Below are 26,460 nucleotides of genomic sequence, written 5' to 3'. Positions count from 1 at the left end.
CGAAGAGAATATCTTCTACACTTACAACCTGCCCGCCTGCTGCTGCCGCCGCTGCTTGGGCGCGGGCTGGGTCAACATCGGCAACCAACACATCTGCGCCTTCTTGGCCCAACTGGCGTGCGAGTTCTGCTCCAACGGCCCCGGCACCTTGCACCGCGACGCGTACGCCGCGCAGATCGTCGCGGCCCATAAAGCGTCGCACACAGGTGTTGATAGACAGAAGGACGCCGAGCGCCGTCATGGGGGAGGGTTCGCCACCAAAGCCAGCTTTGGGATCGCGGCCAAAGACATGGCTGGTCTCCAGTGCGATTTCTTCCATATCTGACAAGGTCATGCCCACATCTTCAGCCGCCAAATAGCGCCCTGATAGACCTTCAATCGCGCGACCTAGGGCCCGCATCAGCTGGGGCGTTTTGTCGGTCTTGGGGTTGCCGATTAGAACGGCTTTGCCGCCACCTAAAGGAAGGCCAGCCAGCGCATTCTTATAGCTCATGCCCCGAGAGAGCCGCAGCACATCGGTTAGCGCGTCGTCCATATTGGTATAATTGGCCATGCGGACACCCCCGGCTGCTGGCCCCAGAAACGTGCTGTGGATGCCGATAATCGCGCGCAAGCCCGTTTGATGATCATGGGCAAATACAATCCGCTCATGGTAGTCAAACTCGACATGATCGTACACTGCTGACATCGCTTTACGCCTTTTCTGGATGCGCCGTTAGAGACGCCTTGTCCCCTAAACTATGTCGTCCCACTGTGGCGTGACACAGATAGCACAGGGCAGGGGCGTGGCGCTGCGCGCGGCTTTCGACTACATCTGAATTTTGGAAGCAACCTTAGTCTGCACTTCCGGCGGTATTTTTGTGAAGGAAGATCAAGATGATCGCGAATCTGATTTTTGATCGCGAAACCCAGCAAGCGCTGGACACCGTTGAAACCGATCGCTCGATCTGGAAAGCCAGACTTGAGGATTGGTGCAGTATCAACACCGGCTCCCGCAATCTTGAGGGGTTGCAGGCGTTTCTGCTAAAGCTGGAAGCGGCCTTCACAGACCTGCCCGGCACCTGTTCGCGTCGGTCTTTGCAGCCTGAAGCGATTATCAATGATAAGGGTCAAGAGGCAGAGCAAGCCTTGAGCGATTCTTTGCACGTAGTTGTTAGGCCAGAAGCCCCGATCAAGTTGGTCTTGACCGGTCATTATGACACTGTCTTTCCCGCTCAATCGAGTTTCCAGACCGTAAGGGAGATAGAGCCCGGCGTCGTCAACGGGCCCGGTGTTGCCGATATGAAGGGCGGCCTTTGGGTGATGTTGGAAGCCTTGAAGGCGTTTGAAACACTGCCATTTGCGGCCCAAATTGGCTATGAAGTCCTGCTCAGCCCCGATGAAGAAATCGGCTCACCCGGCTCCGCCGCCTTGTTGTATGAGATTGGCGCGCGCAGCGATGTCGGCTTGACCTATGAGCCAGCGCTTGCGGACGGGTCCATGTCCGGGGCCAGAAAAGGCTCGGGCAATTTCTCGCTGACGATCCACGGTAAAGCCGCCCATGTCGGGCGTGCCCACCATGAGGGGCGCTCGGCTATTGCCGCTGCCGCCCGCTTTGTAGCCGGCTTAGAGGCGTTGAATGGAAAAGCCCACGGCGTGACGTTCAACACAGGCCGGGTTGATGGCGGCGGGCCGAATAATGTAGTGCCAGACCTCGCCATCGTCCGCTTCAATGTGCGCGTGCCAGATGCCGCGGCGGCGGCTTGGGCGCAAAGCGAAGTGGACGCCCTTGTCGGTCAATATCTCTTGGGCGGTGGCATTCATGCCCATCTCCACGGCGGTTTTGGTCGCCCACCCAAGCCCAGAACGCCTGCGCAAGAACTTGTATTCGCCCAAATCGCGGCAGCGGGAAAGGCGATTGGGCTAGAGCTTGTTTACAAAGATACCGGTGGGGTTTGTGAAGGCAATAATCTCGCCGCCTCTGGCTGCGCCAATGTCGACACGCTTGGCCCACGCGGTGGTTTGATCCATTCCGATCAGGAGTTTGCCATTCTTGACAGCTTTCCAGAGCGCGTCAGGCTGTCTTTGGCGGTTTTGGTGGGTTATGCGACAGGTCAATTGGATGCCAAAGCCCCCCGTCGCTTGTTGGCACAGGAATTGGGAACCAGTCCATGCTCGTAGTACGCCCGGCGCGGCTAGATGATTTTGATGCTTTTATGGGCTTTGCCCGTCGTTCGGGCCCCGGCTTTACCAGCCTGCCGGAGGACGAGGCGCTCCTAGCAAAGCGGCTGGAAAAGAGCCTCACTACCTTTTCCTCAGAGGCCCCCAAGGCCGATGGCGATGGCGGGATTTATCTGTTGATGATTGAGAGCGCCAAGGGTGGGCGACCCTTTGGCTGTGCCGCCGTTAAGACCAATATTGGCCGCGATGTGCCTTTCTTCAATTATCGCATCGTCACCTATGGCCAAGCCTCTAAAGCTGCCAACCGCCGTTTTGAGATGCGAGCCTTGACTATGGTCAATGATTACACGGGTTGCACAGAAGTCGGCACCTTGTTCCTCGAGCCAGAGCGCCGCGGTGATGGCGCAGGTAAATTGTTGAGCTTGTCGCGCTTTATGCTGATGGCAGGTTCACCAACCCGCTTTCATGGCACTGTGGTGAGCGAGCTGCGCGGTGTGGTACATTTGGATGGACGCTCCCCCTTCTGGGAAGTCGTGGGACGTCCCTTCTATCGGATGGATTTTGATGAGGCCGATAAGTTATCGGCGACCAGTGACAATCAATTCATCATCGACCTGTCGCCCAAACACGCAATTTATGTCGACCTCCTGCCTGATAGCGCGCGCGGCGCGATCGGCGAAACCCATCCAGATGGAGCGCCTGCCCGGCGTCTGTTAGAGCGCGAAGGTCTGCGCTTTGAAGGGGTGATTGATATCTTTGATGGTGGCCCACTTTTGGCCACACGGATCGAAGATACACGCACGGTCCGAGACTCTCGCGGTTTACCATTCGTGGCCGGTGACGCCCACGGGGAAGATCGCGCGATGTTGTCGAACGGCCGGGTCGAGGGATTTCGATGCACTCTGGTGCAGGCCCGTATAACGCCTGATGTGGTCATCGTGGCCCCTCAGGTTTTGGAAGCTTTAGAAATGGAAGACGGCCAGATCGGCCGCGTGCGGAGTTTTGATGTCTAACCAGTCAAACGGTTGCCAGTCACAAGGCGGCCTGTATCTCAACGGGTCTTGGCAGGCCGGGCTTGGCCCACATTTCACCTCGATTGATCCAGCCAGCGAGGAGGTGGTGCTTGCTGTCCATGCGGCAACAGGCGCACAGGTTGAACAGGCCGTCGCTGCCGCCCGCGCGGCATTCCCGGCGTGGGCAAAGACGTCGCGCGGTGAGCGCATTGCGATCCTTGAAGCCTATAGCCGAGCGCTCCAAGCCAGAGGCCCGGCCATTGCGGAGGCTATTTCGCGCGACATGGGAAAGGCATTGTGGGAATCGACTGCGGAAGTTGGCGCGATGGTTGGCAAGATCGCGATTTCCGTTCGTGCTTATGAAGAGCGGACCGGGGTAAAGAGTGAAGCCGCTGCCTTTGGCCGCACCGCGCTGGACCATCGTCCTTGGGGCGTCATGGCTGTCCTTGGCCCGTTTAACTTCCCCGGTCATTTACCCAATGGCCATATCGTTCCAGCCTTATTGGCTGGCAACACAGTGGTGTTTAAGCCTTCAGAATTAGCCCCTTCCGTAGCTGTTCTGATGGTCGAAGCCTTTGAAGAAGCAGGCCTGCCAGCAGGCGTCTTGAATGTGGTGATGGGCGCGCGCGATACAGGGGCCGCGCTTCTGGCTGCATCTGGCATCGATGGGGTCTTGTTCACCGGCTCCGCCACCACCGGGACAGCAATCCACCGCATGTTTGGTGGCCGCCCAGAAGTCATTCTAGCCCTTGAGATGGGCGGCAATAATCCGCTGATTATCTGGGACCCGGCAGAAATTGAGGCTGCGGCAGATTTGGTCGTGCATTCTGCTTTCATCACCAGTGGTCAGCGTTGTTCTTGTGCGCGCCGTTTGATCCTGCCGGAAGGCCGTTTTGGCGATCAAGTCCTTGAGGCAATCCAAGCCCGCATCGAGCGCATGGTCTTGGCACCTTGGAATTCAGAGATCGCACCCTTTATGGGCCCCGTCATTCATGCTGGCCAAGCCGCACGGGTCGGCCATTTCGAAGCAGAGTTGCAAGCTTTGGGCGGCAAGTCCCTCGTCAAGGCCCAAATTGGCGTAGAAGGCCCTGCCTTTGTCCGCCCTGGCTTAATTGACATGACGCACGCGCAAGGAGCTGAGGATGAGGAATTATTCGCGCCATTTGCCCAAGTGTTCCGTGTTAAAACGTTTGAACAGGCCATCCAGCGGGCCAATGCCACGCGCTTTGGCCTCTCTTCAGGTCTGGTGAGTGATGACCCAGCCTTGTGGCAGGAAGCAAAGCTCAATCTACGAGCGGGCCTGATCAATTGGAACCGACCCACAACTGGCGCGTCTTCCGCTTTGCCGTTTGGCGGGCCTGGTCTTTCAGGCGACGGCCGCCCCAGCGCCTATTACGCTGCTGACTATTGTGCTTTCCCGGTCGCCAAGCAGGAAGCCGATCGGGCGGAGCGTTTGAGCGCACCCGGCCTCTAATTGAAACGGACAAAAATCATGAACTCTCAATCCCTGCTGGCCGCCTGCGCTTGGGCCTTCTTTGCCGTCGCAGGCCCAGCGCTTGCCCAGTCTGCTTCTGACCCACCCCCCGCCGGGTCTGCAGTATCCCTAGTTGAGCGGATATCGATGGAAGAAGTCAGTGAAGAAATGGCACGCCGCTTGTCTGCCCTTCCGGGTGTGCGCGGGGTGGAGCGCATGGACGGCTTGGTCAATAGTTTGCGGGTTGTCACCCATTCTGAAGTTAGCGTCCGCCTCGATACACTGCAGGCGCGCGTCAATCTGCCCGATGCCAATCCAGAAGCTGAATATAGCCGCTTTGAAACCAATGTCCGCAACCTCCTTAATCAGCAAGACCCGTTCAAGCTCGAGCAGTTGCGTGTGGTGATCCGTACCACCCAAGCCATCAACACCTTTGAAGTCCAAACGGCTGTCCTCGGCCAACGAAATGCGGTAGTTCGCCGCCCGTTTGCAGAAGGCCTAGAAGAAGTCCTTGTTGGCGATACACCGACGACCATTGCCCTCATGCCAATTGGTCGACTGGGCGACTTACAATTGGGCGCAACCCAAGCGTTTGATCGGGCCCGAGCCAATACGCTGAAAGAATTGTCCGGCGTGAAGTGGACCGTCAATGAGGGCTTGTTAGAAGCCGATCCAGACCAACCTTATGGGACGAGCCTGTTGGCCCTCGACCAAGTCTGGACGACACTCGAAGAACAATTGGGGGGGCCATTGGCGGTTGCTGTGCCAACGCGCGATACATTGGTCGTCGGTCGGGCGGACCGCGCCCGAGATATGGCGCGCCTCGACACGATCGCTGCCAGTGGTGCCGATAATGCGGGCAAACTGTCTGATAAAGTACTGGTGCGCCAAGGCGCAATTTGGGTTGCGCGGTAAAGTTTCCGCGCAACTGGTTTGAAACTTGCTTCGTTCTGCCAAAGACGGGACGCCTTCTCACAATGGGACGGCCTGCCCTTTGTGCGTTGGGCGGGAACAAGCATGGATCAATCCAAGGGTCGGACAGGCGAACGGCTTCAGTGGGAAGCTGGCAATCTTGCATTGACCTGGCTTCAGCTGCATTTGCGTCCCGGCATGCATACGTTGGAAACTGGGTGCGGCCAGTCCACTTTGGCATGCTTACAAGCCGACTGTATTCACGAGGTCATCACACCTTCAGCCGATGAAATCGCGTCTATCCAACGCGCAGCGGTTCAACGCGGCCTTGACCTAAGTTTGGTGCGCTTTCATCACGGTCTCAGCCAAGACATTTTGCCCCATCTGAAGGGGCATGAGGATCTGGACGTGGCCATAATCGATGGCGGTCATGGTTTTCCGCTACCTGGTGTCGACTGGCTTTACATGGCACCGCGCTTGAAAGTGGGCGGTAAGATGTTGATTGATGATGTCGACCTTTGGACCGGGAAAATCTTGTTGGACGTTTTGCGTCGCGAACCCGGCTGGCGCGTCAATAAAATCCTGCACGGGCGGACCGCAATTGTCACCAAAATGGCCCCATTTGTCGTCCGCGACTGGCGCCAGCAACCCACCGTGGTTGCGCGCAGTTGGTTGCCACAAGCTTGGCGCAAGTTTACCATCAGCGTTCAAATGTTGGTTGATCCGATGGAGGTGACGGCTACCTCCGACCGAAGCTCATTTCCGCGCTAGATTTTGGTCACCAGCATGATGCCATCACCAATGGCGACCATGACAGCGCGCACGCGAGGATCGGCTTTAGCGTGCTTGGCAAGATCCCGCAGGGCGACGGTTTCAAGGCTCTGATCGCTTTGGTCCGCGACTGAGCCGCTCCACAACATATTGTCAAACAGCATGACACCGCCTGTGCGTAGAAGCGTCAGGCCCTTTTCGTAATAATCTTGGTAGCTTGGCTTATCCGCGTCGACAAACATGAAATCGATGCGGCCTGCATAGCCTTCGCTGGCTAATTCGCTAAGGCTGTCGCCTGCTGGCGCAATTCGCAGGTCAATTGTGCTTTCGACATCTGCTTGCTGCCAATAGGTTTTGGCCAAATCGGTAAATTCTTCAGAGATGTCTAACGCAAAGAGCTTTCCGCCTGGCCCCGCATTTTGCCGCAACGCAAGAGCGGTCACCAAAGCAGAATAGCCGGTAAAGACTCCCACTTCGACGGCCAGGCGCACGTCCAACTGACGAATCAGAAAACTCATGAACGCGCCCTGTTCGGCGCTGATTTGCATCATCGCCTTTGGGTGGTTCGCCGTCTCGATGCGGCACGCGGTTAAGGCTGGGTGCTCCGAGTGGTTGACCTCAGACAGATACTCAATGATCGGGGCGCTTAGGTTGAAGGATGTGGACATGGTTGCTCTTATTGCTTTTCTTTTGCGGCTTGCAAAGCCTGACCTGTGCCCATCAGGCCCAGAAAAAGGATCAAGACCAAGGTGAAGACGGGTGAACCATAAGAATCCGGCCCAGCCCCCGCCCAGAAGCCACCGTCCTTTTGAAAGGTGACCGCATCCCCGATCCAACTGGTTTCCAGCCACGTCCAGCCTGCATGGCCCGCGATCGCAGCCCAGATCCCGCCACGACCAAGCGCGAGAAATCCTAAGGCGGCTCCAAATAGCGCCGAATTGGCAATGTGCCAAAGCGAGCTATAGCCTTGAATCGTCTGCAAAGCGCAGAACGCCAGCGCTGCAAGGCCAATGCCTGCTAAGGGGCCAAAAGCAGCGTGTCCGCAGCGCTGGGCAATGCCGCGAACCACAAACTGCTCGGCCATGGCATGGGTGAGGATAAAAGGTATGGGAATGATGAGGGCGGCGAGGGGAAATGCACGCACTTCAAAAGCCCCGGCCTGTACAGTAACCAGGCCTAGGAGCGCGAGGCTGGGCAAAGCGCATCCAACTAACCAGCCCCAACCAAGTCCAATTACAGGTGACCCCCATAAAGGTGGCGCTTGATCGGGCAGTCGGCTTAGCTTTTGCCAGACCAAAAGCCCAGCTAAGGCTAGCGCTAAATTAATGGGTTCCCGGAAGAAATCAGGCGCACCAGCTTCACTTATCCAAAACGAAGAAAGGTGCGAGATTTCCCCGGCGCCATAGGCTATCGCCACTGCGACACCTGCAGCCAACATCATCAAAAGCGTGCGCTTAATCGGGCTGGATTTTTGGTTAAGGGCAGTGTCGATCATCGCATCTTTCTACGGCGCGCCTTCAGTCAATGGCAAGCAGGTGCTTAAGGGCGAGCACAGGACAATAAAGGCGCGAGAAGTTTCTCGCTTAACCAAGCGACGACGGGAACTGCGACACCATCGCCGGCAATCTTTAGCCCGGCCAAAGTTCCCTTGGGCAAAAGATAGGTATCCGGCACCCCCATCAGACGTGTGGCCTCGCGCGGATTGATCGGGCGAATTTTTAGGGTGTCCCCTTCCACCACCAGCCAGAATTGGCGCGAGGACCCTCCTGCCGGTGTCCGAAGACAACCAACTTTCCCGTCAAAGCGGATTTCCGCACGCTGATGCTTCTCACCGCCGTTGCGCCGGATTCTGCGATACATGGTGCCAATATGGCGTCCCGGTGTACCCATAATGGCTTCCAGCCGCTCGCGATGGGTCTTGCTTAATTGCTGGTTGAAGGTGGCAAGCTTGTTCGCGTCCCACCAAGCATTGTCTGTTGGGTCGAGAATATCGGCTAAGAGAGTTGACGACTTTGGCGGGGGCGGCAAATGCCAATGGACGGCACCAGACTCCAGGGCGGCTTGAGCTTTCAGAATGGCAGGCGTTTGGAACACGCAGGGCCAGCTATCACTAGACAGAAGGGCAGCTGGTATTTCCACGCCTAGGCGAACGGCAATGATGAAAACACGGGGCCTTGATTGGGGTAGGAACCAAGCCGCATCCATTTCAAGGCACCCCGCCGCATAGCCTAAATCCTGCAGCGCCCTGAAAATCGCAGCCAAGTCCTTTCCGTTGTTGGAGCTCAACAGGCCTTTGACGTTCTCTAGCACCACCACTTCGGGGGGGTCGCCTCGTTCTCGCAACTCGGCCAGTCGCGCCATAAAGGCAAATAGGGTTCCGGACCGCCCCCCCTTTAGGCCGGCCCGATCTCCCGCCAGCGAGAGATCCTGACAGGGAAAACTGGCCCAAGCCAAAGCTGCGCGCTGGGGTAGCTGGTCAAGCTGAATGTTTGCCACATCGTCTTCGATCAGGCCGTGTGCGCCGAAATTCTCGCGCCAAGTCCGGCACTTCATCGCATCCAAATCATTGGCCCAAGCAACGTCAAACTGTCCGCTCAGCCCAAGTCGTGCGAGGCCACCTCCGGCAAAAAACTCGAGCGCAATGGGCTTATCGCGAAGGGGCAAAGGCGGCTCTCTCCATAATGGCTAAAGCTGATCTGAACATGATTTGATCCCGATTTCTGCTTCCTGCCCCAGCGTCACTGCGAAATTAGGGCTTTCCATCCCCGACACAGACGCTAAGAGACCTGTAGAAAGCCGGATGAACCGGTGTGACAGGAAGTAAAGGGAGCCGCCACTATGCGTGAAGCCGTAATCGTATCTACCGCCCGTACGGGCCTTGCCAAATCTTTGCGTGGCGGGTTCAACATGACCCATGGTGCTGCCATGACCGGTCACGCCATTAAGCACGCGATTGCACGCGCTGGCATTGAGCCTGGCTTGGTTGAGGATGTTTATATCGGTGCTGGCCAACCTGAAGGCGCAACCGGCGCGAACATCGCACGTAACGCCGCCATCTGGGCTGGCTGCCCGGTGACCACCTCGGGCACCACCGTGAACCGCTTCTGCTCCTCTGGTCTGCAGACCATTGCGATGGCCGCAAACTACATCACCCAAAGTGGCGCGGACTGCGCGATCGGTGGCGGCGTTGAGTCGATCTCGCTGGTGCAAATGGGCGGCTCGATGAACTTGTCGCATTACCAAGAAGAGCATTTGCTCAACATCAAGCCAGCCTTATGGATGCCAATGATTGAAACAGCCGACATCGTGGCAGAGCGCTACAATGTCAGCCGCGAGTATCAAGACGAATATGCCCTGCGCAGCCAACAGCGTATCGCGGCTGCCCAAGCTGCTGGCCTCTACAACGATGAAATCGTTCCGATGGCCACCAAGATGAAAGTCGTGGACAAAGCAACTGGCGAAACCACCATCAAAGACGTGATCGTCGACCGTGACGAATGCAACCGTGCAGACACCACTTTGGAAGGTTTGGCTTCCTTGAAGCCAGTCCGCGGACCAGACAAATTCGTCACTGCCGGCAATGCCTCGCAATTATCCGATGGCGCTGCTGCTGTCGTTCTGATGGAAGCTAAAGCTGCACAATCGCATGGCGTGGAAGCACTCGGCCGCTTTGCAGGCTTCGCAGTTGCAGGTTGCGAGCCCGACGAAATGGGCATTGGCCCAGTGTTCGCGGTGCCCCGTTTGTTGGAGCGTCATGGCTTGAAAGTCGACGACATTGACTTGTGGGAGCTGAATGAAGCTTTCGCCAGCCAGTGCCTCTATTCGCGTGATCGCTTGGGCATCGACCCTGAAAAGTACAATGTTAACGGCGGCTCGATTGCTATCGGTCACCCATTCGGCATGACGGGCACACGCTGCACCGGTCACATCCTGTTGGAAGGCCGTCGTCGCAAGGCAGCTGGCCAGAATGTGAAGTGGGGTGTTGTCACCATGTGTATCGGTGGCGGCATGGGCGCTGCTGGCCTGTTCGAAATCTACTAAGACTTCGCGCCAGTTTGGCGGGTAAGATATGGCGGCGGCACGGTTTCGACTGTGCCGCCGTTTTCATGTCCGCTTAAGCAAAGTCAGTTAGGTCTGCCAGCAGACAAGGGTTTTATCTCGGATGGATCGGCGCACTTTTGCAGTCTCAGCTTTCGGGGCCCTAGCCCTTTCTGGGTGCCGAAAAGACCCTGCAACTGTTTTGCATGGGCAACGCTTGCCCTCGGTTCGCGCCAGCTTGATCGATGGCACTGGCATCAATCTCGCCACCTTGGGCCGCCCAGCTGTTTTGCGCTTCTGGGGACTGTGGTGTGGACCCTGCCGGATTGATGAGCCGCATTGGGATGAAGTTGTCCGCGCCTTAAAGCCACAGCAAGGAGCCAACCCACGCTTTGACCTCCTGAGCGTCCATATCGGTATGGCACCGAGGGATGGACCCAGTTTGCCGGTTTGGGCAGCAAGTCGGCCTCAAGAAGCTGCGATTCCTATTGTCGACGACCGTACTCAACGTCTTGCGCAGTCGATTGGGATTCCTGGTACCCCGCTTGCTTTGTTGATCGACGCGAAGGGCGAGGTCATTGACCACGCTTGGGCCTTCAAATCGCCGCGCGGCGCTGCAAGATTTGTGGGCAAAGTCCGCGAATTTGTGGGATCAGCTTGAAATCACGTCTTGGCAACAGTCATCCGTTCGATCAGATTGGCTCCATGAAAAACATGACACGCAGAGATACCTTAACCGGCTTAGCCGCTGGCACGCTTGCCACCACCGTCGCACTTGATGCATCAGCTCAAACGGCACCAGCCCCACCCGTGGATCGTCGACCGCGCACTTATGATTTGATCGGCCAAGCTGCACCTGCGACCGATCTGGAACGCTTTGGCGGTGGCCGACTGACGCAAGCATACTTTCGCGGCAAGACCACAATTGTACAATTCTGGGGGATTTGGTGCCCCGATTGTTTGGCCGATGTAGATGATGTCGCAGAGCTCAATCGCCTGATCTCACGGGACCGCAAGCTCCAATTCGTCGGCATTCATACGCGGGGGCGCTATGGCCGCTGGGGCGGTTTGGCTCCGTTCTTTGCCGAAAAGGGCTATAGCTTCCCGGTCGCGATTGATGATGACAGTGCCGCTTACAAGGCTTGGGGCATAAAATGGGTGCCGAGTTTTGTGATTATTGGTCCTGACGGCATCATCCGCGATTATACGACAGATTTGAAAGCAGGCTCGGGAATCGGGGTGCAAGGTCTGCTCGCCAAGGCCAAAGCAGTTGCAAAAACAAAAAGGCGTGCTTAACCACGATTGCTAACGTAAACGTGAAGCTTAGCCTCTAAAAACTGGCCTTATGTCTGAGACTTTGTACAGGCCCGGCCCTTGTTCTGCCCAAATTGCGCCCGACATACCGGGGCGAGCGCCACAAGGGCTGCCGATTGGATTGAATAACGTGCGAGCTGCCCTGCCGCCTAAGACATCAGACCTGCTCAAAGAGTTGCACGATGCCTTTCCAGGTGAAGAGCAAATCGCCGTGCGCGATGTTTTGACACGTCTCGACGGGCGGGCCTTTGGTCTACTTCTGTTGATCCTCGCCTTGCCTAATTGCATTCCAAATGTGCCTGGTGTTTCGACGATTTTCGGAATTTTACTGGTTGCCCCAGCGCTGCAGATGATTTTTGGCGCAGGCACGCCTTGGATCCCCAAGCGTATTGGTGATCTGAAGATTGAGCCTGCTACGTTCCGCAAATGTATTGACGTCTCGTTGCCGACCTTATTGAAAATCGAGAAGTTGGTTCAGCCGCGCTTTCAGTTTCTGACTCAGAAACCTGTCACGATTTGGTTTGGAATCCAGACCCTGATCCTAGCCGGGATTCTCACCTTGCCAATTCCCTTGGGCAATTGGCCTCCGGGTATGAGCATTGCGGCCTTGGCGATTGCCCTGTTGCAGCGCGATGGCTTGATGGCGCTGATCTCGTTTGGTTTCTTCTTGGTGAGCCTGGCGGTCGCACCTCTCGGCATTGGCATGGCATTGGCGGGTCTGGACTGGTTGATTGGGGTGGTGTCCAACACCATTCAGGCAGTTCATTTTTGAGGCTTGGTGATCGCCGCCAGAATGATCCCGACGCCGACGACTGCCAATCCAAACAACGCGCCAACCTTCACATAGTTCAATGAAGACCACAGCATGAGTGCGCTGCTGATGGCAAAAGCCAATGGTAGGATGGGATAGAGCGGAACTTTGAATGGTCGTGGCTGATCGGGCATTTTCCGTCGCAAAACGATGACGGCCAAGCCACTTGCTGTTAGGAAGGCCCAATAAACAGGGGCGGTGTAATCTACCAAGGTAGCAAAACCTTGGTAGGTGGCCCCAAGAACTACCAATCCAATTGAGACACTACCTTGGGCGATGATGGCGTTGGCGGGAATCCCGCGCTTACCATCCCAGGACGCGATCCAGTTCAGGCCGGTGCGTTCGCGTGCGGCTGCAAAGGTGGTGCGCGCGCCAACAATAATTGTTCCGTTAATGGAGGTGATGGCGGCTGCCGCTACTGCGATGGCTAGAACGATCCCGGCTTGAGGTCCAAAGGCGCGGGCCATGAGGTCCGCGGCCGGGGCCTTGGACTGCGCTAAGCCTTCAATGCCCAGCCCCCGCAATAGTGCCCAATTCGCTATGAGGTACAAAAGGGTAATGATCACGACCGACCCTAGAAGAGCCTGTACCATTCCCTGTTCGGGGCCGTTCTTTGGATTTTTGATTTCCGCCGATAGGGTCGACATTTCACTCCACCCCCCGAAAGCCAACAGCACAAAGACAAGGGCGTAGCCAATGCCAGCGGCATCCGGGCTGTGCCCGGTGCCCGTCGTAGAAGGCGGTATCGCTTGGATGACAAGCCAAGCCGCAGCCGCTGCTAAGGCTAAGAGGCCGATGACTTCAAGGCTGGTGATCGCGTAGTCGGCCCCCTTGCCGCCATTGGTGCCTCGCAGATTAAAGAGGGTCATCACCACGACACTTACCAAGGCGAACAAGGCGGGCCCGTGCGGGCCTAAACTCCAAACCAGGTTGAGATAATCACCAATGACAAAGCCCAAAAGAGCAATGGAGCCCGTATTGATGATGGAAAAGCGCGCCCAAGCAAATGAGAAACCAAAACTTGGGCCATAGGCTTTGGTCAGGAAATGATAATCGCCGCCGGGGCTGGGATAGGCAGTTGATAGCTCGCCATAGCATAGGGCTCCCATCAAGGAGATCAGGCCACCCAAGATCCAAACACCATAGACGGCCCACACACTGCCCGCATTTTCAGCAACCAGAGCCGGAGACTTAAAAATGCCCGCACCCACTACCATGCCGACGGCGATGAAGATCACATAGGGGACAGATAGATGGCGGGTCGGGGCGGCGGCATGGGGATCGTGCATAGCGCGAGTGTGTCGCCCTGACAGGCGTGGGTCAATCAGGTTGGCGGCTTGCGCCGCAGGTTCCGCTGCCCTACACCCAAGACAGCGGAAGTAGCGCTTTTATTGCACAGGCAAACCATTGGCTGCCCGGGCAGCATTGACCTGATAGGTGCGAAGATAATCGCCAAGGACTTGCGTCATCAATACGCCGGCCTCTTTGGTTTGTGGATTGGCCCAGAATTGGGTGCCCGCTGCGCCGCCCCAGAACATCGTGCCGACGGGTGCCCCAGTCGGGTAAAGATTGGAGTCGAGCACGGTTCCAAAGCCCAAGCCATAGCTATAGCCCTGCTTTATAAGGTTTGCGTTGGCCTTTGGACCCAGCTGGTCCTTGCCCATCTCCGCAATCGAGGAGGCCTTGAGAATGCGCACCCCGTCTAATTCGCCTTGGCCAGCAATCATGCGGGCAAAGCGCACATAGTCGTTCAAAGTACCAACCAGACCCGCGCCGCCAAACTCAATTCGGGCAGGGGCCTGGAATGGGCTTTTGGCTGGTGGGTCGGCAGGGCGCAGGGCCTCATGCATGGGTACATCTTTAAGGCTCTTGACGTAGCTATCAATGCCGCCCGTGGCAGGCTTAACCTTTGAAACCGCGAAATAGACGTTCGCTAGATTATCTTGATCGCTTGGCTGAACCTGAAAGGCCGTATGCTTCATTCCTAGTGGTGTGAAGATGCGCTCGTTGAAGAAGGTGCCAAGGCTTTGGCCTGAAGCGACTTCGACCACACGGCCTAGGACGTCGATGGCAATGCCATAAGTCCAAGTTTCACCGGGTTGGTTGGTAAAAGGGGTGGCAGCCACCCGGTCAGCCAAATCTTGCAAGTTTGCGACGCGCGGGCCTTTGAAACCCGGGACAACCTCGCCGGGAGCGCGTTCAATCCCATTCATAGCATATAAGCGCTCAACTGGCTTGGTTGGGCCCCACCAAGGGATGCCCGCCGATTGCCGCATCAGATCGCGCACCGTGAGGGGGCGGACTGCGGGCTCGGTCTTCAAGGTCTCCAGCGTGTCGCCGCTTACATAAACAACGGTCTTAGCAAAGGAGGGAATATAGGTTGCGACTGGGGCGTCCAGATCAATTTTGCCTTCTTCGACCAACATCATAATGGCAACTGCGGTGATCGGTTTGGTCATTGAATAAATACGAAACACCGTGTCTGGTGTCACGGGTTTCCCCGTTTCGACGTCGGCTAGGCCGACATAGGTCGTTTCGATGCGGCCGTAGGAATCCACCAAGGCCGCTGAAAACCCACCTGTCACTTTTTTGTCGACACCATCTTGCAAAACGGTCCGCATGGCGGCGATGCGGTCTGGCAAGACCGAGGGCGGTAGGCTCGCGACGCTGGCACTCGGCGACTGGCTTGTCGCGCACCCACTGATTGCCAGTAGACTGGTGCTGATCGCCAAGGCGGCAAAAATCGGTTTTAGCTTAAACATGTAGGCGCGGCTCCCAAAGTGTTGTTTTGCGATCTTGTTTTGATAGGGCAATCATCAGTTTAATTATGCGCTCTGGTCAAGGGCAAGGTGAGCAATTGACGGCACATTCATCAGACGGCCTATAGGCTAGTATCAGCCGGTCAGTTCTATAGGGAATTTTGGGTATGAATCGTCGCATCATTCTTCAATCCGCTGCCGCAGGTGTCGCGAGTCTGCTGCTGCCTGGGTGCACTGGTAGCGGGCCGCTGCGACAGCATTATCCCCGTCGGCCGCGTGTAAGATTAGGGATTGATCAATTGGTAGAGTCCGGCTTTGCAGCCTTGGACGGCCAGCGCGTTGGCTTCATCACCAATCAGACCAGCGTTGATCAAAGCGGCATCATGTCACGTGTGGTCTTGCACCGAGGGCTGGGTGCTCGGCTGACGGCGTTGTTCGGGCCAGAGCATGGGTTGGACACGCGCGCGAAGGCTGGCGATCACGTGGCAAACGCACAAGACCCAATCACGGGCCTGCCCGCCTATTCGCTCTATGGCGAGCACCGGAAACCTACGCCAGCCATGTTGAAAGACGTGGATGTGCTGGTGTTTGATATTCAGGACATTGGGGTGCGCAGCTACACCTATATCTCTACCATGATTCTTGCGATGGAGGCCTGTGGCGAAGCCGGAAAGGCCTTTATCGTGCTCGACCGGCCAAACCCCCTCGGTGGCCTGCGCATGCAAGGGCCGCCATTAACGCCCGGCTTTGAATCCTTTGTCAGTCAGGTGCCCGTGCCTTATCTGCATGGTCTGACCATTGGTGAGTTGGCTAGGATGGCTGTCGCCAAAGGCTGGGTCGGTAAGGCTCCAAAGCTGACGGTTGTGCAAATGGAGGGCTGGGAACGGAGAATGAGTTGGGCCGAGACGGGTCTCAACTGGGTGGCGACCAGCCCCAATATCCCAACGTGGGAATCGCCTTTTTACTGCGCCACTACCGGCATTTTGGGCGAGCTTAAGCAAGTGGATATTGGGATCGGTACAGCTAAGCCGTTCCACTATGCGGCAGGGCCGGGCATCGATGGCCGTGCATTAGCGCGCAGTCTAAGCCAACTAGGCTTTGAAGATATCCGGTTCAAACCCTACGAGAGCCAAGTGAAGCCAGGCTTTGGCGGTGTGGAGTTGATTATTGATCCATGGGGGCAGACGGACCTGATGGCTGTTGCGATGGCCTTGTGCGCCGAAGTCGTGGCCCGTTCGGCCAAAGCACCCTTGTCGGGCAGTACAGCTTCCGCGCGGAGCCTGTTCAATAAAGTCTATGGCAGTGAGGCTCTTTGGGCGGCACTGGAAACGGGGACGCCTTGGCAAGATTTGGTGGCAGACTGGCAGGAGCCGTTGAGGCAATTCAAGGCAAATCGCACGCCGCATCTTCTCTATCGCTGAAGCGATCTGCCGAACTGAAAGCCCGATGGGCCCCAAGCGGACCCATCAGGCAGAGGGGGATAGTTTAGGCGGCTTTGCCGGCCTTGGCTTCGCCTTCTATGAGCGGTGCGTCATTAGCACTCGAGCTGGCAGCGCCGACATTGATGGCAATCTTGCGGGGCTTCAAAGCCTCTGGTACTTCGCGCACCAAAGTCAGGCTCAACATGCCGTGCTCAAGGTTTGCACCGGTGACGCGGACATGGTCTGCCAACTGATACCGGCGTTCAAAGCCACGCTCAGCGATGCCGCGATGCAGGAAATTGCGACCTTCTTCGCTCGAGGCTTTTTTGCCGGTGACGGTCAGCAGTCCCTCCTTCAGCTCAATTGACAGATCATCGGGACCAAAGCCCGCAACCGCCAATTCAATACGATAGGCGTCTTCGCCTGTCTGCTCGATATTGTAGGGGGGCCAGCCGGTTGCCGTATCCAAGCGGGCACCGGTTTCAATCAAATGGGCCATCCGGTCAAAGCCAACGATGGTGCGATAGAGGGGGGTTAAGTCGATAGTACGCATTTTGTCCTCCTAGAAGCGACAGGTAAAACACGCGGAACATGGGCCGCGCGCCCAGCGGATTTTCACCGTCTCACGCAGCTCTCCGTTTGCTCCCATGAGCCAAGTGGAGTGCCGCGCTTACAAGCCCGGTGGCGATCCATGCGGCCCGTTTGTCGGCGCCGCACAGACTAGTTGGGAGTGGGTTTTTGACTGTGCAAGGGGCAGCTGTCCAAATTCTGACAGGAGTTTCATGTCCTTGAGGCTTGAGCCCTAAGCCTAAACTGGGATAGTCTAAGCCCCTTGAGTTTCGCTTTGGCTCACTTCAAAGCTTGTTGCCGGTAGTCTAAGGGAGAAAGAGGCGCATGACATTTCGCGCTTGGGCACTCGCCGGAACTGCCAGCATCTTGGCCTTAAGCGGCATTGTGTCTGCCAGTGCGCAAGTTCCTGATCCGCAAGCTTCTGAAAGCCAGCCCACAACTGGGCCAACTTCAGTCTTTTTGCCGCCCGCCAATCCGGTTCCGCCCTTGGACGACCGAGCGCGCGAAGCCTTGCGCCGAGCCGTCAAGAATGATCAACGCATTGATACCCAGCGTGACCGCTGGCGCAATCCAGAAGCGACCCTGCAATTCTTTGGCGTGCGCACAAGCGATACCGTGGTCGAAATCTGGCCCGGGCAGGGCTGGTATACGTCGATACTTGGTCCTTATTTGAAGCAGGGTGAAGGTAAGCTGATCGTCGGTCACTTTGATGCCGCCGCTTCCAACTCTCAAGTCGTTCGGCAAATGGTTGACGCCTATCGCGCCCGCTTCGCTGCAGATACGGCGGTCTTTGGTAACGTCACTGTTGTGCCTTTTGGCCCGCGGTCGATGTTGATGGCTGCACCAAATAGCGTCGACAAGGTGTTGACCTTCCGCAACATCCACAATTGGATGGCTCAGGGCTGGACAGAGAAGGCCTTCGCAGACTTTTATACTATTTTGAAGCCAGGTGGCATTCTGGGGATTGAAGAACATCGTGGCCGCACAGACGAGCCACAAGACCCCTTGGCGCGCGATGGCTATGTGCGCGAGGATTATGTGATCCAACTGGCTCGCGAAGCTGGATTTGAGTTTATCGGTGGAGCAGAGATTAATGCCAATCCTGCCGACACTAAGGATCATCCTTTTGGGGTTTGGACATTGCCGCCGGTTTCGCGGACCTCGCCAATCGGTCAGATCGATGACCCCGGGTTTGACCGCCAGCGCTATGATGAGATTGGCGAAAGCGACCGTATGACCTTGCGCTTCCGAAAGCCGTTGGATGCAACCGGAATTGGTCTGGCTTCATCGCGACCTACTGCGGACCAAATTCCAGTGACCATCATTCCAGGTCCGCCGCCGCCGCCCCGGCGAGGTCGTCGTGGGGCGACAACCACGCCACCACCACTGCCCGTGGTGGCAGGTGTCGACTTTAAGCCGGATGGCCAGGTTCCCGCTCTCGAGGTTGATCCCAAGGCGGGCGTTGCTGTCGTCCCTACAACTGCAGTACGTTCCGCGCCTGAGGAGCCCCAAGCCAAAGCTCCACCACCGCCTGCCCCACCACCGCCGACTAATGGCCGGCGCGCTCCGACGACGAAGAAGGGCCCTACACCAGCACCAACGCCCGCGTCTGCGCCTGCCGCAGCGCCGTCCGATGCTGCAGGGGCCAAGCCAGCCGATGTAGCTCCACTACAACCGCCCACGTCTGATGCTCCGCCGAAGGCAACCACTGAGCCTGCCAGCCCGCCGACGCCAACGGCTTTGCGGACACGTCAGCGTAACACAACACCAACTGCGCCAAAGGCCACTGCACCGACCGCTCCTGTCACCGCATCAACAAAGTCGCGCACGCGTTCTGGCGGGGCCACCGCTCCGGTAGAGGAGGCGAAAACTAAGGCAGAGCCCGCCAAAAACACGCGCCGCTCCTCACGCGGGCCGACCACTGAACCGACTGCAGCAAAAGCACCTGCCAGCAAGGCAAAATCAAAGGCCAAGGCAGCGGATACTGAAACCACGAGCCGCACCTCGACCCAAAACAGAAGCCGCCCACGAGCTAAGGTGGAACCCAAGAAGAAAGCCACAAGCACGGCCACCCCCAGCAATCGCGATAAGGCTGCGCCTAAAGCTAGCCCTACCAAAAAATCCCCGCCGCCCGCAAAGGCCAATCCTAACAAACCTGATTGGGTGGTGCCGCCTCAAAAAAAGAAAAAAGATTAGCTGCCAGGCCTCACAAATCTGTGAATCGCGTCTTGCACCCTCGACTTTTCCTGCCGCTTAGGCGACATGGCAGTCTCACGACAAGCCCGACTCATAGTGAAGCACAGGTCCCTGTGTTTCTCGTCGGTTGAAGGAGATAGATTATGCGTAGTGCCCGAAATTCCTTGCTCGCGGTCGGCGCGATCGTCCTCGGTGCCTTGTGCGCTACCCCCGGCGTGGCAGGACCTGCTGGCGCCAAACCAAAAGCCGCTGCCCCAGCAGCAGGTTTGACCGCGCAAGCCGTTGTCGATGGTTCGTGGCGGACCCCGGAAGACCGCGCACGTGACGGCGTGCGTCACCCAGTCGAATCCTTTGCTTTCTGGGGCCTGAAGCCAAACATGACCGTGGCTGAGATCCGGCCAGGCGCTGGCTATTGGACTGATCTCTTGGCGCCTTATTTGGCTGCAGGCGGTGGCAAGCTGATCGTCACCTCTGGCGATCCAGACAAGATGAGCGATGCACAAAAGGCAGGACGTGACCGCTATTTGAAGCGCTATCAAGATAATCCGGCTCTCTATGGTACGCTTGAAGTCGGCGTGTTTGCCGCAAATTCGGATAAATTGCTTGCAGCCCCAGATAGCGTCGATTTGATCATCAGCTCACGGAACTTTCATGGTTTCGTGCTGCAGAATATCAAGGATTATGCCTTGAAATCGATGTTTAGCGCGTTGAAGCCCGGCGGTCTGGTGGCGATTGAACAGCATCGCGGTGACCCTCGCCGGCCGCAGAATGCAGCTTCTGGCTATATTCGTCAGGATTGGGTGATTGCACAAATGCGTCAGGCTGGCTTTGAATTTGTCGCCGCATCAGAACTCAATGCCAACCCAAAGGACACGAAGGACCACCCGTTCGGCGTGTGGACCCTGCCGCCCACCTTGCAGACGGCTCCAAGTGGCCAACCAGCCAATCCTAGTTTCGACAATGCGAAATACAAGGCGATTGGCGAAAGCGACCGGATGACGCTTCTGTTCCGCAAGCCGGCCAAGTAAGACTGATGTTCCGGCTATGGGCCTCCATTGTGCAAGTGGGGGCTCATTGCTCGCAGACAGGTTCTCACTGCCTTCATTTGATGGCTTACCGAAATTTAAGGTGACAGACAGCTTGGCCATGCGCAGGCTGCTTGGATGACATTACCAACCAACGCTTCCCTAATCGGCTTCTCGCTTGCCGCACTCAGCCTGGTTTTGACCGCCCAGGCAGAAACGGCATCAAGTAACGGGGCTCGTCAAATTCCGGTCAAAAAGCTATTCCCCTATTATGATCTCTATCTTGGTTTGCCACCTCAGGATCGTGACGGGTTTTATCTGGAGTATCTGATCAAGTCCTCCGAGACAAATGTCCGACCGCGGATGGTATATGCTTTAGGGTCGGTTCGAACGCCTATTCAATTGGATTCGAAGGGCAAAATCCTAACGATGCCAGACTTGAACATGCTTCGGCAGGGCAAGGTGGAAGTGCCTGCTTCGGCACCACCCGGTCGCATTATGCTTAACTTGGAGCCGGTCGTGCCGTTGGGGCGAACCATTCCCGCAAATGCAGTATCCAATTCTGTTACAGACTATACCAAAGCAATTGGCCGGGCCGGTCCGTTGGCTCTCGCAATCCCAAAACTAACTGGCATTGCGTTTAAAGGTGTCGCTTCAGGGCAGGTCGTATTTGCAGACGGTCGGAAGGTTTCATTACCTGTTGAAGGCGGGATCCCAGTCTTCCGACCCAGTCAATCGGCGATGCGCGGCGCAGTTAGTCTTGAGTTTCCGACAGTCCCAAGCCAAGCGCAGTTTGCGCGCTGACAGGTCGATTGAGGTAATCGGCGCAATCAACAGCAGAATTTAGCAAAAAAGGCTCCATTTCGCAGATACTGGTAATATCCATTTAACTATCTTGCGACAAAGCTGGACGAGTTTTTACCATCGGTGGATGTTCGGAACCCGATTAAATGGCAGGCCTAAACTCTCTTCACGTGCTAGTCGTTGATGACAATCCCCATATGCGGTCGATTGTCGTGGCGATTTTGCGCGGGGTTGGCATCGGCATTGTTAAAGAAGCCAGCGACGGCGCTGACGCGATGGAAGTGATGCGCGCAGGCGTGCCCGACCTTGTGATTGTCGACTTAAACATGTTCCCAATCGACGGACTGGAATTCACCCAGATGATCCGGACGGCGCAAGACAGCCCATTCCCATTTGTGCCTATCATTATGATGACGGGCCATACAGAGCGTACGAAAGTTACCGCTGCCCGGGATTCGGGTGTGAACGAATTGGTGGCAAAACCGATCTCGGCGAAAACCCTCCTCGACCGCATTGTCGCAGTCATCGACCGGCCAAGGTCCTTCGTGAAAACGTCGACTTACACCGGGCCTTGTCGCCGCCGTGGTGGTGGTGGTGGCAAAGACTACGGTGGAGCTTTGCGCCGCAAGTCAGACGCTAAGGCGAAGGCCGACCAATCTAACGAATCGAAAGAAGACACAGCATGAACGCGGAAACCCCTGTCGAGCTAATCGCGCCAAGTTTCCGCCTGCAACGGAAAATGGGTGGACCAGCCTCGCGCATGCTAACCCCTGAGGCCTACCGGAAAGCCAATGCGGCTTTGGAAGAGATTATTCCACCCATCGATGACGAGGTGCTTCGCCTATTGCAAGAGTTGCAAGACGCTTTGCAAGCTAAAGTGCCTGGTGGGCGTGACATCATGTGGAATAATGCCCATGAAATCCGCGGTCTTGCGGGCACGGTACGCAAGATTTGCTTGGGCCAAGCGGCCAATTTAATCTGCCATTACCTCAATGATACAGCTTCCGACTTTTTGCCAGATCAAGGCGTGATGCAAACCATCGTTGTTGTTGCCATGCAGGCATTGCGCGAGGAAGCAGATACCGATCCGATGATCAAAGTGATGGTGCAGGATGGCGCGCGTGCCGTCCTAGCCCAACGTCACCGCGAAGGTCGTGACTAAGCCGTAGCCGGGCTAGTTGACAGGCCTTAGCTCAAAGCAGCGTTTAGAGCCGCCTCCACATCCTTTACCAAGTCCTCGCAGTCTTCGATGCCGACTGACAGGCGGATCAGCCCGCTGGTCACGCCCAATTCTGCTTGAACCTCCGGTGCGAACGAATAATGGGTCGTCGTCGCCGGATGTGTCGCAAGGCTTTTGGAATCGCCCAAATTGTTGGAGATGTCCACAATCTGCAGCGCATCAAGAAACGCAAAGGCTGCCAGCTTGCCGCCTTTGAGTTCAAAAGCCAGCAAGGTGCCGCCAGATTTCATTTGCTGGCTTGCTAACTCATATTGGGGATGGTCGGTTCGGTGGGGATAACGGACATAAGTGATCGCAGGATGGGCGGCAATCACATCGGCCAAACGTGCCGCATTGGCGCTAGCGCGCTCAACCCGCATAGACAATGTCTCGAGGCCTTTAAGAACATTCCACGCCACAAAGGGCGACATTGCAGGGCCTGTATGGCGCAAATAGGGGTCTATATGCTCTTCCATAAAGGCGGTTGAGCCAAGGATTGCTCCACCTAAAGTCCGCCCCGACCCGTCCATGTGCTTGGTTGTGGAATAGACCACCACATCAGCACCCAGTTCAAACGGGCGCTGCAAGATTGGCGAAGCAAAGATGTTGTCAACAATCAGTCTCGCACCACAGCCTTTGGCCAAGCTGGCAACAGCGGCAATATCGCTCACGTCCAAGGTCGGATTGCTCGGACTTTCGAGAAAGAAAGTTTTCGTATTGGGGCGAATGGCCGCCCGCCACGCTTCGACGTCGGTTGAATCGACAAGCGTGAACTCTATACCATAGCGCGGCATGAAGGTCTCGATCACCCAGCGGCAGGACGAGAATAGCGCCTTGCCCGCAACGACATGATCTCCAGCGCGCAAAGGCGCTAACAAGGCTGCAGTGACTGCTGCCATGCCGCTGGCAGTCAACCTGCAGGTCTGTGCACCATCAATGGCCGCCAAGCGTTCTTCCAGCATCCGGTTTGTTGGGTTCGCATAACGGCCATAGAGATAGCCGGGTGCCTCGCCCTTAAAGCGGGCTTCGGCTTCGCTGGCTGAATCGTAAACGAAGCCCGAAGTCAGGAAAATGGCTTCGCTAGTCTCTTTATGCTGCGAGCGGGTCAGGCCACCCCGCACCAATATAGTATTGGGACTTAGCGGAATTGCGGCGGAAGGATCGTGGGTTTCGTCAGTCATCTTACAAAGTCCTGAGCCCAACGAGGGCATGGGCAAACGCATCGGCAGAAAAAGGTTGCAGGTCATCGGCTTGTTCGCCCACGCCCACAAATCGGATCGGTAATTTATGTTTCTCGGTCACAGCAACCAAGACACCGCCTTTGGCGGTTCCATCCAGTTTGGTCATGACAAGGCCCGTGATGCCCGCCGCATGCCGGAAAGCTTCGGTCTGGGAAATCGCATTTTGACCAACGGTGGCATCCAACACCAACCAAGTCTCATGCGGGGCATCAGGATCGACTTTGCCGATCACCCGCACCACTTTGGCAAGCTCGTTCATCAGCTCCGTCTTATTTTGAAGCCTACCTGCTGTATCGATCAACAAGACATCGATGCCCTCAGCCTTTGCGCGGGTTAAAGCATCAAAAGCAAGGCCAGCGGCATCGGCACCGGTCTCGCGCGAGACGACAGGTACATTTGCCCGTTCACCCCAGACTTTGAGTTGCTCTACCGCTGCAGCGCGAAATGTGTCGCCTGCCGTCAACATAACCTTATGGCCTGCTTGGCTTAGATTATGGGCGATTTTGCCAATCGTGGTAGTCTTCCCAGAGCCATTAACGCCCACAAACAAAATCACGCGCGGTCCGGTGCTTCCTGCTGGCTTATCGAAAGGCGAGCTATCGGTTTCAAAAGGCCGCAAGATGTTGGCAATTTCGTCGGCCAAGGCTTGCTTGATTTCTTCTGGGCTAATGTCTTTGCCAAAGCGATCTTTCGCGATGCCAGTGCGAATGCGTGCAGCGGCGCTGGCACCCAGATCGGCTGTTATCAACAGCTCTTCCAACTCGTCTAAGGTGTCTTGATCCAGCTTGGCCTTGGTAAAGACCGCGGACACACCCTCTGCCAAGCGGGAGGAGGAGCGTTGCAGCCCGTCCACCAATTTGTCGATGACGTCAGCCGGCAGAGGCTCTGGTTCGGGGGCGGGGACAGCAATGGCAAAAGTCTGGCGGACAGTGCCATCCGTGCCCAATTCTTCAATCGAGAGGCTCGCCAAGCCATCCAGTTTTGCTGCCAGCGGCAGGCCACCAGCGCGTGCGGTGATAAAAACCAGTTCCCGGTCCGCTTTGGGCTCTGCCATTAGCGTGACGCGTACGGCCATCTCATCATAAACGGTGGTGACATAAACCACGCCAGTAATACAGGCAGAAGCCTCTTCAACGATGGGGCCGATTTCGACTTTTAGTTTGTCTGGGTCCAGAGCCGTTGCGACAAAGCGGGCCGCCGGCAGGCCTGCACTGCTGGCCTGAGGCTCAAGCTTTGGAGCCGTGTCGGCCTCAAGCGCCTGATTTTTCTTCTTACCCCAGCCAAACATCGCACCCAATCCCTCTGTGGCCAAGCATCGAAAACCCTAGCTGCAGCCTGAGCTTAGACTTAGCGGAGGCACGAGCCAGACGGAAGACGTGTAGTGCTTTTGATCGGCTTCACAGCACGCGTCAGACATTCTATGACAACGACCTAGTCGGCTCTGCTTTGTCTGGGCATAGGGCTGCCGCTGCAGGCACAGAACAGATGGATTTTCAAGAATGCTAAGTCGGATCGTCATTGTGGGTGCAGGACAAGCCGCGACGCAGGCCGCAACCAGCCTAAGGGCTGGGGGCTATGATGGCCAATTGGTCTTATTGGGCAATGAAGACTTGCCGCCGTACCAGCGCCCACCATTGTCCAAGGCTTATCTGTCAGGCGCTATGGGGTTGGACCGAGTGATCCTGAAGCCGCTTGAAGCTTGGGCGGAGGACAAGGTCGAAGTTCATCTTGATGCCGAAGTCACCAGCCTGAACCGGGAATCCAAATCGGTTACGACGCGTGATGGTCAAGTCTTTCCATACGATGCGCTGATTCTTGCGACGGGCTCACGTGTGCGGGAACTGCCGTGTCCAGGCGCAAAGCTCGCGGGTGTGCATTACCTGCGCTCTATTCGTGATGCGGACGGCTTGGGCCAAGAGCTGACAGTTGGGAAAAAACTTGTTGTGATCGGCGGGGGCTATATTGGTCTTGAGGTTGCTGCGGTCGCTCGAAAAGCCGGACTCCATGTGACCATTCTAGAGGCTGCGCCGCGGGTGCTGGCCCGCGTCGCTCCACCCGTCATTTCAGACTTCTTTCAGAAATTACATCACGATGCCGGGGTCACCATTCTGACGGAAGTCAAAGTTACCGCCATTGAGGGCATAGACCGCGTTTCTGGTGTGGCGCTGGCAGACGGGCGTACCATCGCTGCGGACCTCGTTTTGGTGGGGATTGGTATCATCCCGAACGCTGAATTGGCCCGTGAAGCTGGCCTGAAAGCCGAGGATGGTATCGAAACGGACTTGGACGCCCGCACCAGCGATCCAGCCATTTTCGCGATTGGTGATTGTGCCAGCCGCCCTTTGGTCCATTACGGTCAGCGTCGAGGTCGGCTTGAAAGCGTTCATAATGCTTTGGAACAGGCGAAATTGGCGGCTGCGGCGATCTTGGGCCAGCCCCGGCCGGTCGAAGAAGCGCCTTGGTTCTGGTCCGATCAATATGACATCAAGCTACAGATTGCTGGCCTATCGACCGGGGCAACCCAATCTGTCGTGCGCGGCGATCCGTCGCAGAAGCGCTTTGCCGTTTTTCACCTAGATGCCGATAATCGGCTACTCGCGGTCGATGCGATCAATGCGCCGCCTGAGTTTATCGTGGGCAAGCAGGTGATTGCACGGCATGGACAGCTTGCGCCCGCGCATTTGGCTGATATGTCTGTATCGATGAAAGAGATCGGGGCCAGCGCTTAAGCG

Annotated in this window: 25 protein-coding genes; 16 read left to right on the top strand and 9 right to left on the bottom strand. The window is 56.7% G+C overall.

Annotation, left to right across the window (positions count from 1 at the left end):
* On the bottom strand, nucleotides 1-688 hold a 688-nt coding region (locus ACIQ20_RS08135), incomplete at its 3' end, for a Glu/Leu/Phe/Val dehydrogenase dimerization domain-containing protein (protein ID WP_395779186.1).
* Nucleotides 689-876: 188 nt separating this feature from the next.
* Here ACIQ20_RS08135 and ACIQ20_RS08130 point away from each other — a divergent pair.
* The 5 genes from ACIQ20_RS08130 (at nucleotide 877) to ACIQ20_RS08110 (ending at nucleotide 6,330) form a co-directional block, all read left to right on the top strand.
* On the top strand, nucleotides 877-2,160 hold the full coding sequence (locus ACIQ20_RS08130; RefSeq protein ID WP_395779184.1) for a hydrolase: 1,284 nt from the start codon (nucleotides 877-879) through the stop codon (nucleotides 2,158-2,160).
* The gene (locus ACIQ20_RS08125) at nucleotides 2,151-3,173 is read left to right on the top strand and encodes an arginine N-succinyltransferase (RefSeq protein WP_395779182.1); all 1,023 of its coding nucleotides are present in this window, start codon (nucleotides 2,151-2,153) and stop codon (nucleotides 3,171-3,173) included. The genes ACIQ20_RS08130 and ACIQ20_RS08125 overlap by 10 nt, the downstream gene beginning before the upstream one ends.
* A complete protein-coding gene (gene astD / locus ACIQ20_RS08120) occupies nucleotides 3,166-4,647 on the top strand; it encodes a succinylglutamate-semialdehyde dehydrogenase (protein WP_395779180.1) in 1,482 nt (493 codons plus the stop codon). Before ACIQ20_RS08125 ends, astD begins: the two co-directional genes overlap by 8 nt.
* Before the next feature lie 18 nt (nucleotides 4,648-4,665).
* The gene (locus tag ACIQ20_RS08115; RefSeq protein WP_395779178.1) at nucleotides 4,666-5,562 is read left to right on the top strand and encodes a hypothetical protein; all 897 of its coding nucleotides are present in this window, start codon (nucleotides 4,666-4,668) and stop codon (nucleotides 5,560-5,562) included.
* Nucleotides 5,563-5,664: 102 nt separating this feature from the next.
* Nucleotides 5,665-6,330: a class I SAM-dependent methyltransferase gene (locus ACIQ20_RS08110; RefSeq protein ID WP_395779176.1), complete on the top strand. Its 666-nt coding sequence runs from the start codon at nucleotides 5,665-5,667 to the stop codon at nucleotides 6,328-6,330.
* Here ACIQ20_RS08110 and ACIQ20_RS08105 read toward each other — a convergent pair.
* The 3 genes from ACIQ20_RS08105 to ACIQ20_RS08095 are packed head-to-tail and all read right to left on the bottom strand — an operon-like array spanning nucleotide 6,327 to nucleotide 8,994.
* Complete coding sequence (locus tag ACIQ20_RS08105; protein ID WP_395779174.1) at nucleotides 6,327-6,998, bottom strand: class I SAM-dependent methyltransferase; 672 nt, start codon at nucleotides 6,996-6,998, stop codon at nucleotides 6,327-6,329. The genes ACIQ20_RS08110 and ACIQ20_RS08105 overlap by 4 nt on opposite strands.
* Before the next feature lie 8 nt (nucleotides 6,999-7,006).
* Nucleotides 7,007-7,825 (bottom strand): CPBP family intramembrane glutamic endopeptidase, encoded by an 819-nt coding sequence (locus ACIQ20_RS08100; RefSeq protein ID WP_395779172.1) that lies wholly within the window; start codon nucleotides 7,823-7,825, stop codon nucleotides 7,007-7,009.
* A gap of 44 nt (nucleotides 7,826-7,869) precedes the next feature.
* Nucleotides 7,870-8,994, bottom strand: coding sequence for a DNA cytosine methyltransferase (locus ACIQ20_RS08095; protein WP_395779170.1), 1,125 nt, complete (start codon nucleotides 8,992-8,994; stop codon nucleotides 7,870-7,872).
* A gap of 174 nt (nucleotides 8,995-9,168) precedes the next feature.
* On the opposite strand from ACIQ20_RS08095, the gene ACIQ20_RS08090 reads away from it, so the two are divergent.
* The 4 genes from ACIQ20_RS08090 (at nucleotide 9,169) to ACIQ20_RS08075 (ending at nucleotide 12,454) form a co-directional block, all read left to right on the top strand.
* Nucleotides 9,169-10,371 carry an acetyl-CoA C-acyltransferase gene (locus tag ACIQ20_RS08090; RefSeq protein WP_395779168.1) on the top strand — a complete coding sequence of 401 codons (1,203 nt, stop codon included), beginning with the start codon at nucleotides 9,169-9,171 and terminating at the stop codon, nucleotides 10,369-10,371.
* Nucleotides 10,372-10,492: 121 nt separating this feature from the next.
* Nucleotides 10,493-11,029, top strand: coding sequence for a TlpA family protein disulfide reductase (locus ACIQ20_RS08085; protein WP_395779166.1), 537 nt, complete (start codon nucleotides 10,493-10,495; stop codon nucleotides 11,027-11,029).
* 53 nt (nucleotides 11,030-11,082) lie between these two features.
* Entirely contained in the window at nucleotides 11,083-11,664 is a 582-nt protein-coding gene (locus ACIQ20_RS08080) for a TlpA family protein disulfide reductase (protein WP_395779164.1), read from the top strand.
* A gap of 148 nt (nucleotides 11,665-11,812) precedes the next feature.
* Entirely contained in the window at nucleotides 11,813-12,454 is a 642-nt protein-coding gene (locus tag ACIQ20_RS08075) for an exopolysaccharide biosynthesis protein (RefSeq protein ID WP_395779162.1), read from the top strand.
* Here ACIQ20_RS08075 and ACIQ20_RS08070 read toward each other — a convergent pair.
* Nucleotides 12,445-13,782 (bottom strand): APC family permease, encoded by a 1,338-nt coding sequence (locus ACIQ20_RS08070; protein ID WP_395779160.1) that lies wholly within the window; start codon nucleotides 13,780-13,782, stop codon nucleotides 12,445-12,447. The two genes, ACIQ20_RS08075 and ACIQ20_RS08070, sit on opposite strands and share 10 nt — an antisense overlap.
* A gap of 99 nt (nucleotides 13,783-13,881) precedes the next feature.
* Nucleotides 13,882-15,255 (bottom strand): serine hydrolase domain-containing protein, encoded by a 1,374-nt coding sequence (locus tag ACIQ20_RS08065; RefSeq protein ID WP_395779158.1) that lies wholly within the window; start codon nucleotides 15,253-15,255, stop codon nucleotides 13,882-13,884.
* A 164-nt stretch (nucleotides 15,256-15,419) separates the two neighbouring features.
* On the opposite strand from ACIQ20_RS08065, the gene ACIQ20_RS08060 reads away from it, so the two are divergent.
* The gene (locus tag ACIQ20_RS08060; RefSeq protein ID WP_395779156.1) at nucleotides 15,420-16,673 is read left to right on the top strand and encodes an exo-beta-N-acetylmuramidase NamZ domain-containing protein; all 1,254 of its coding nucleotides are present in this window, start codon (nucleotides 15,420-15,422) and stop codon (nucleotides 16,671-16,673) included.
* 64 nt (nucleotides 16,674-16,737) lie between these two features.
* Here ACIQ20_RS08060 and ACIQ20_RS08055 read toward each other — a convergent pair whose 3' ends face one another.
* Nucleotides 16,738-17,226, bottom strand: a complete 489-nt coding sequence (locus ACIQ20_RS08055; RefSeq protein WP_395779154.1) for an Hsp20 family protein — start codon at nucleotides 17,224-17,226, stop codon at nucleotides 16,738-16,740.
* Nucleotides 17,227-17,567: 341 nt separating this feature from the next.
* Between ACIQ20_RS08055 and ACIQ20_RS08050 the strand changes: the two genes are divergently transcribed.
* From ACIQ20_RS08050 to ACIQ20_RS08030, 5 genes are all read left to right on the top strand, one after another.
* The gene (locus ACIQ20_RS08050; RefSeq protein ID WP_395779152.1) at nucleotides 17,568-19,439 is read left to right on the top strand and encodes a hypothetical protein; all 1,872 of its coding nucleotides are present in this window, start codon (nucleotides 17,568-17,570) and stop codon (nucleotides 19,437-19,439) included.
* A gap of 143 nt (nucleotides 19,440-19,582) precedes the next feature.
* The gene (locus tag ACIQ20_RS08045; RefSeq protein ID WP_395779150.1) at nucleotides 19,583-20,467 is read left to right on the top strand and encodes a class I SAM-dependent methyltransferase; all 885 of its coding nucleotides are present in this window, start codon (nucleotides 19,583-19,585) and stop codon (nucleotides 20,465-20,467) included.
* 135 nt (nucleotides 20,468-20,602) lie between these two features.
* Nucleotides 20,603-21,268 (top strand): hypothetical protein, encoded by a 666-nt coding sequence (locus tag ACIQ20_RS08040; RefSeq protein ID WP_395779148.1) that lies wholly within the window; start codon nucleotides 20,603-20,605, stop codon nucleotides 21,266-21,268.
* Between the two features lie 146 nt (nucleotides 21,269-21,414).
* Nucleotides 21,415-21,954 (top strand): response regulator, encoded by a 540-nt coding sequence (locus ACIQ20_RS08035; RefSeq protein ID WP_395779146.1) that lies wholly within the window; start codon nucleotides 21,415-21,417, stop codon nucleotides 21,952-21,954.
* Complete coding sequence (locus ACIQ20_RS08030) at nucleotides 21,951-22,430, top strand: hypothetical protein (protein ID WP_395779144.1); 480 nt, start codon at nucleotides 21,951-21,953, stop codon at nucleotides 22,428-22,430. The genes ACIQ20_RS08035 and ACIQ20_RS08030 overlap by 4 nt, the downstream gene beginning before the upstream one ends.
* Before the next feature lie 26 nt (nucleotides 22,431-22,456).
* On the opposite strand, the gene metZ is transcribed toward ACIQ20_RS08030, so the two are convergent.
* A complete protein-coding gene (gene metZ / locus ACIQ20_RS08025) occupies nucleotides 22,457-23,668 on the bottom strand; it encodes an O-succinylhomoserine sulfhydrylase (RefSeq protein WP_395779142.1) in 1,212 nt (403 codons plus the stop codon).
* 1 nt (nucleotide 23,669) lies between these two features.
* A complete protein-coding gene (gene ftsY / locus ACIQ20_RS08020) occupies nucleotides 23,670-25,040 on the bottom strand; it encodes a signal recognition particle-docking protein FtsY (RefSeq protein ID WP_395779140.1) in 1,371 nt (456 codons plus the stop codon).
* A gap of 187 nt (nucleotides 25,041-25,227) precedes the next feature.
* On the opposite strand from ftsY, the gene ACIQ20_RS08015 reads away from it, so the two are divergent.
* Complete coding sequence (locus tag ACIQ20_RS08015) at nucleotides 25,228-26,457, top strand: NAD(P)/FAD-dependent oxidoreductase (protein WP_395779138.1); 1,230 nt, start codon at nucleotides 25,228-25,230, stop codon at nucleotides 26,455-26,457.
* Nucleotides 26,458-26,460: the final 3 nt, after the last annotated feature.

The organism is Aquidulcibacter sp. (genome assembly GCF_044346625.1).
Lineage (GTDB): Bacteria > Pseudomonadota > Alphaproteobacteria > Caulobacterales > Aquidulcibacteraceae > Aquidulcibacter.
The sequence above is the reverse complement of the archived record's forward strand: the minus strand, read 5'-3'. Positions and strand labels throughout refer to the sequence as shown.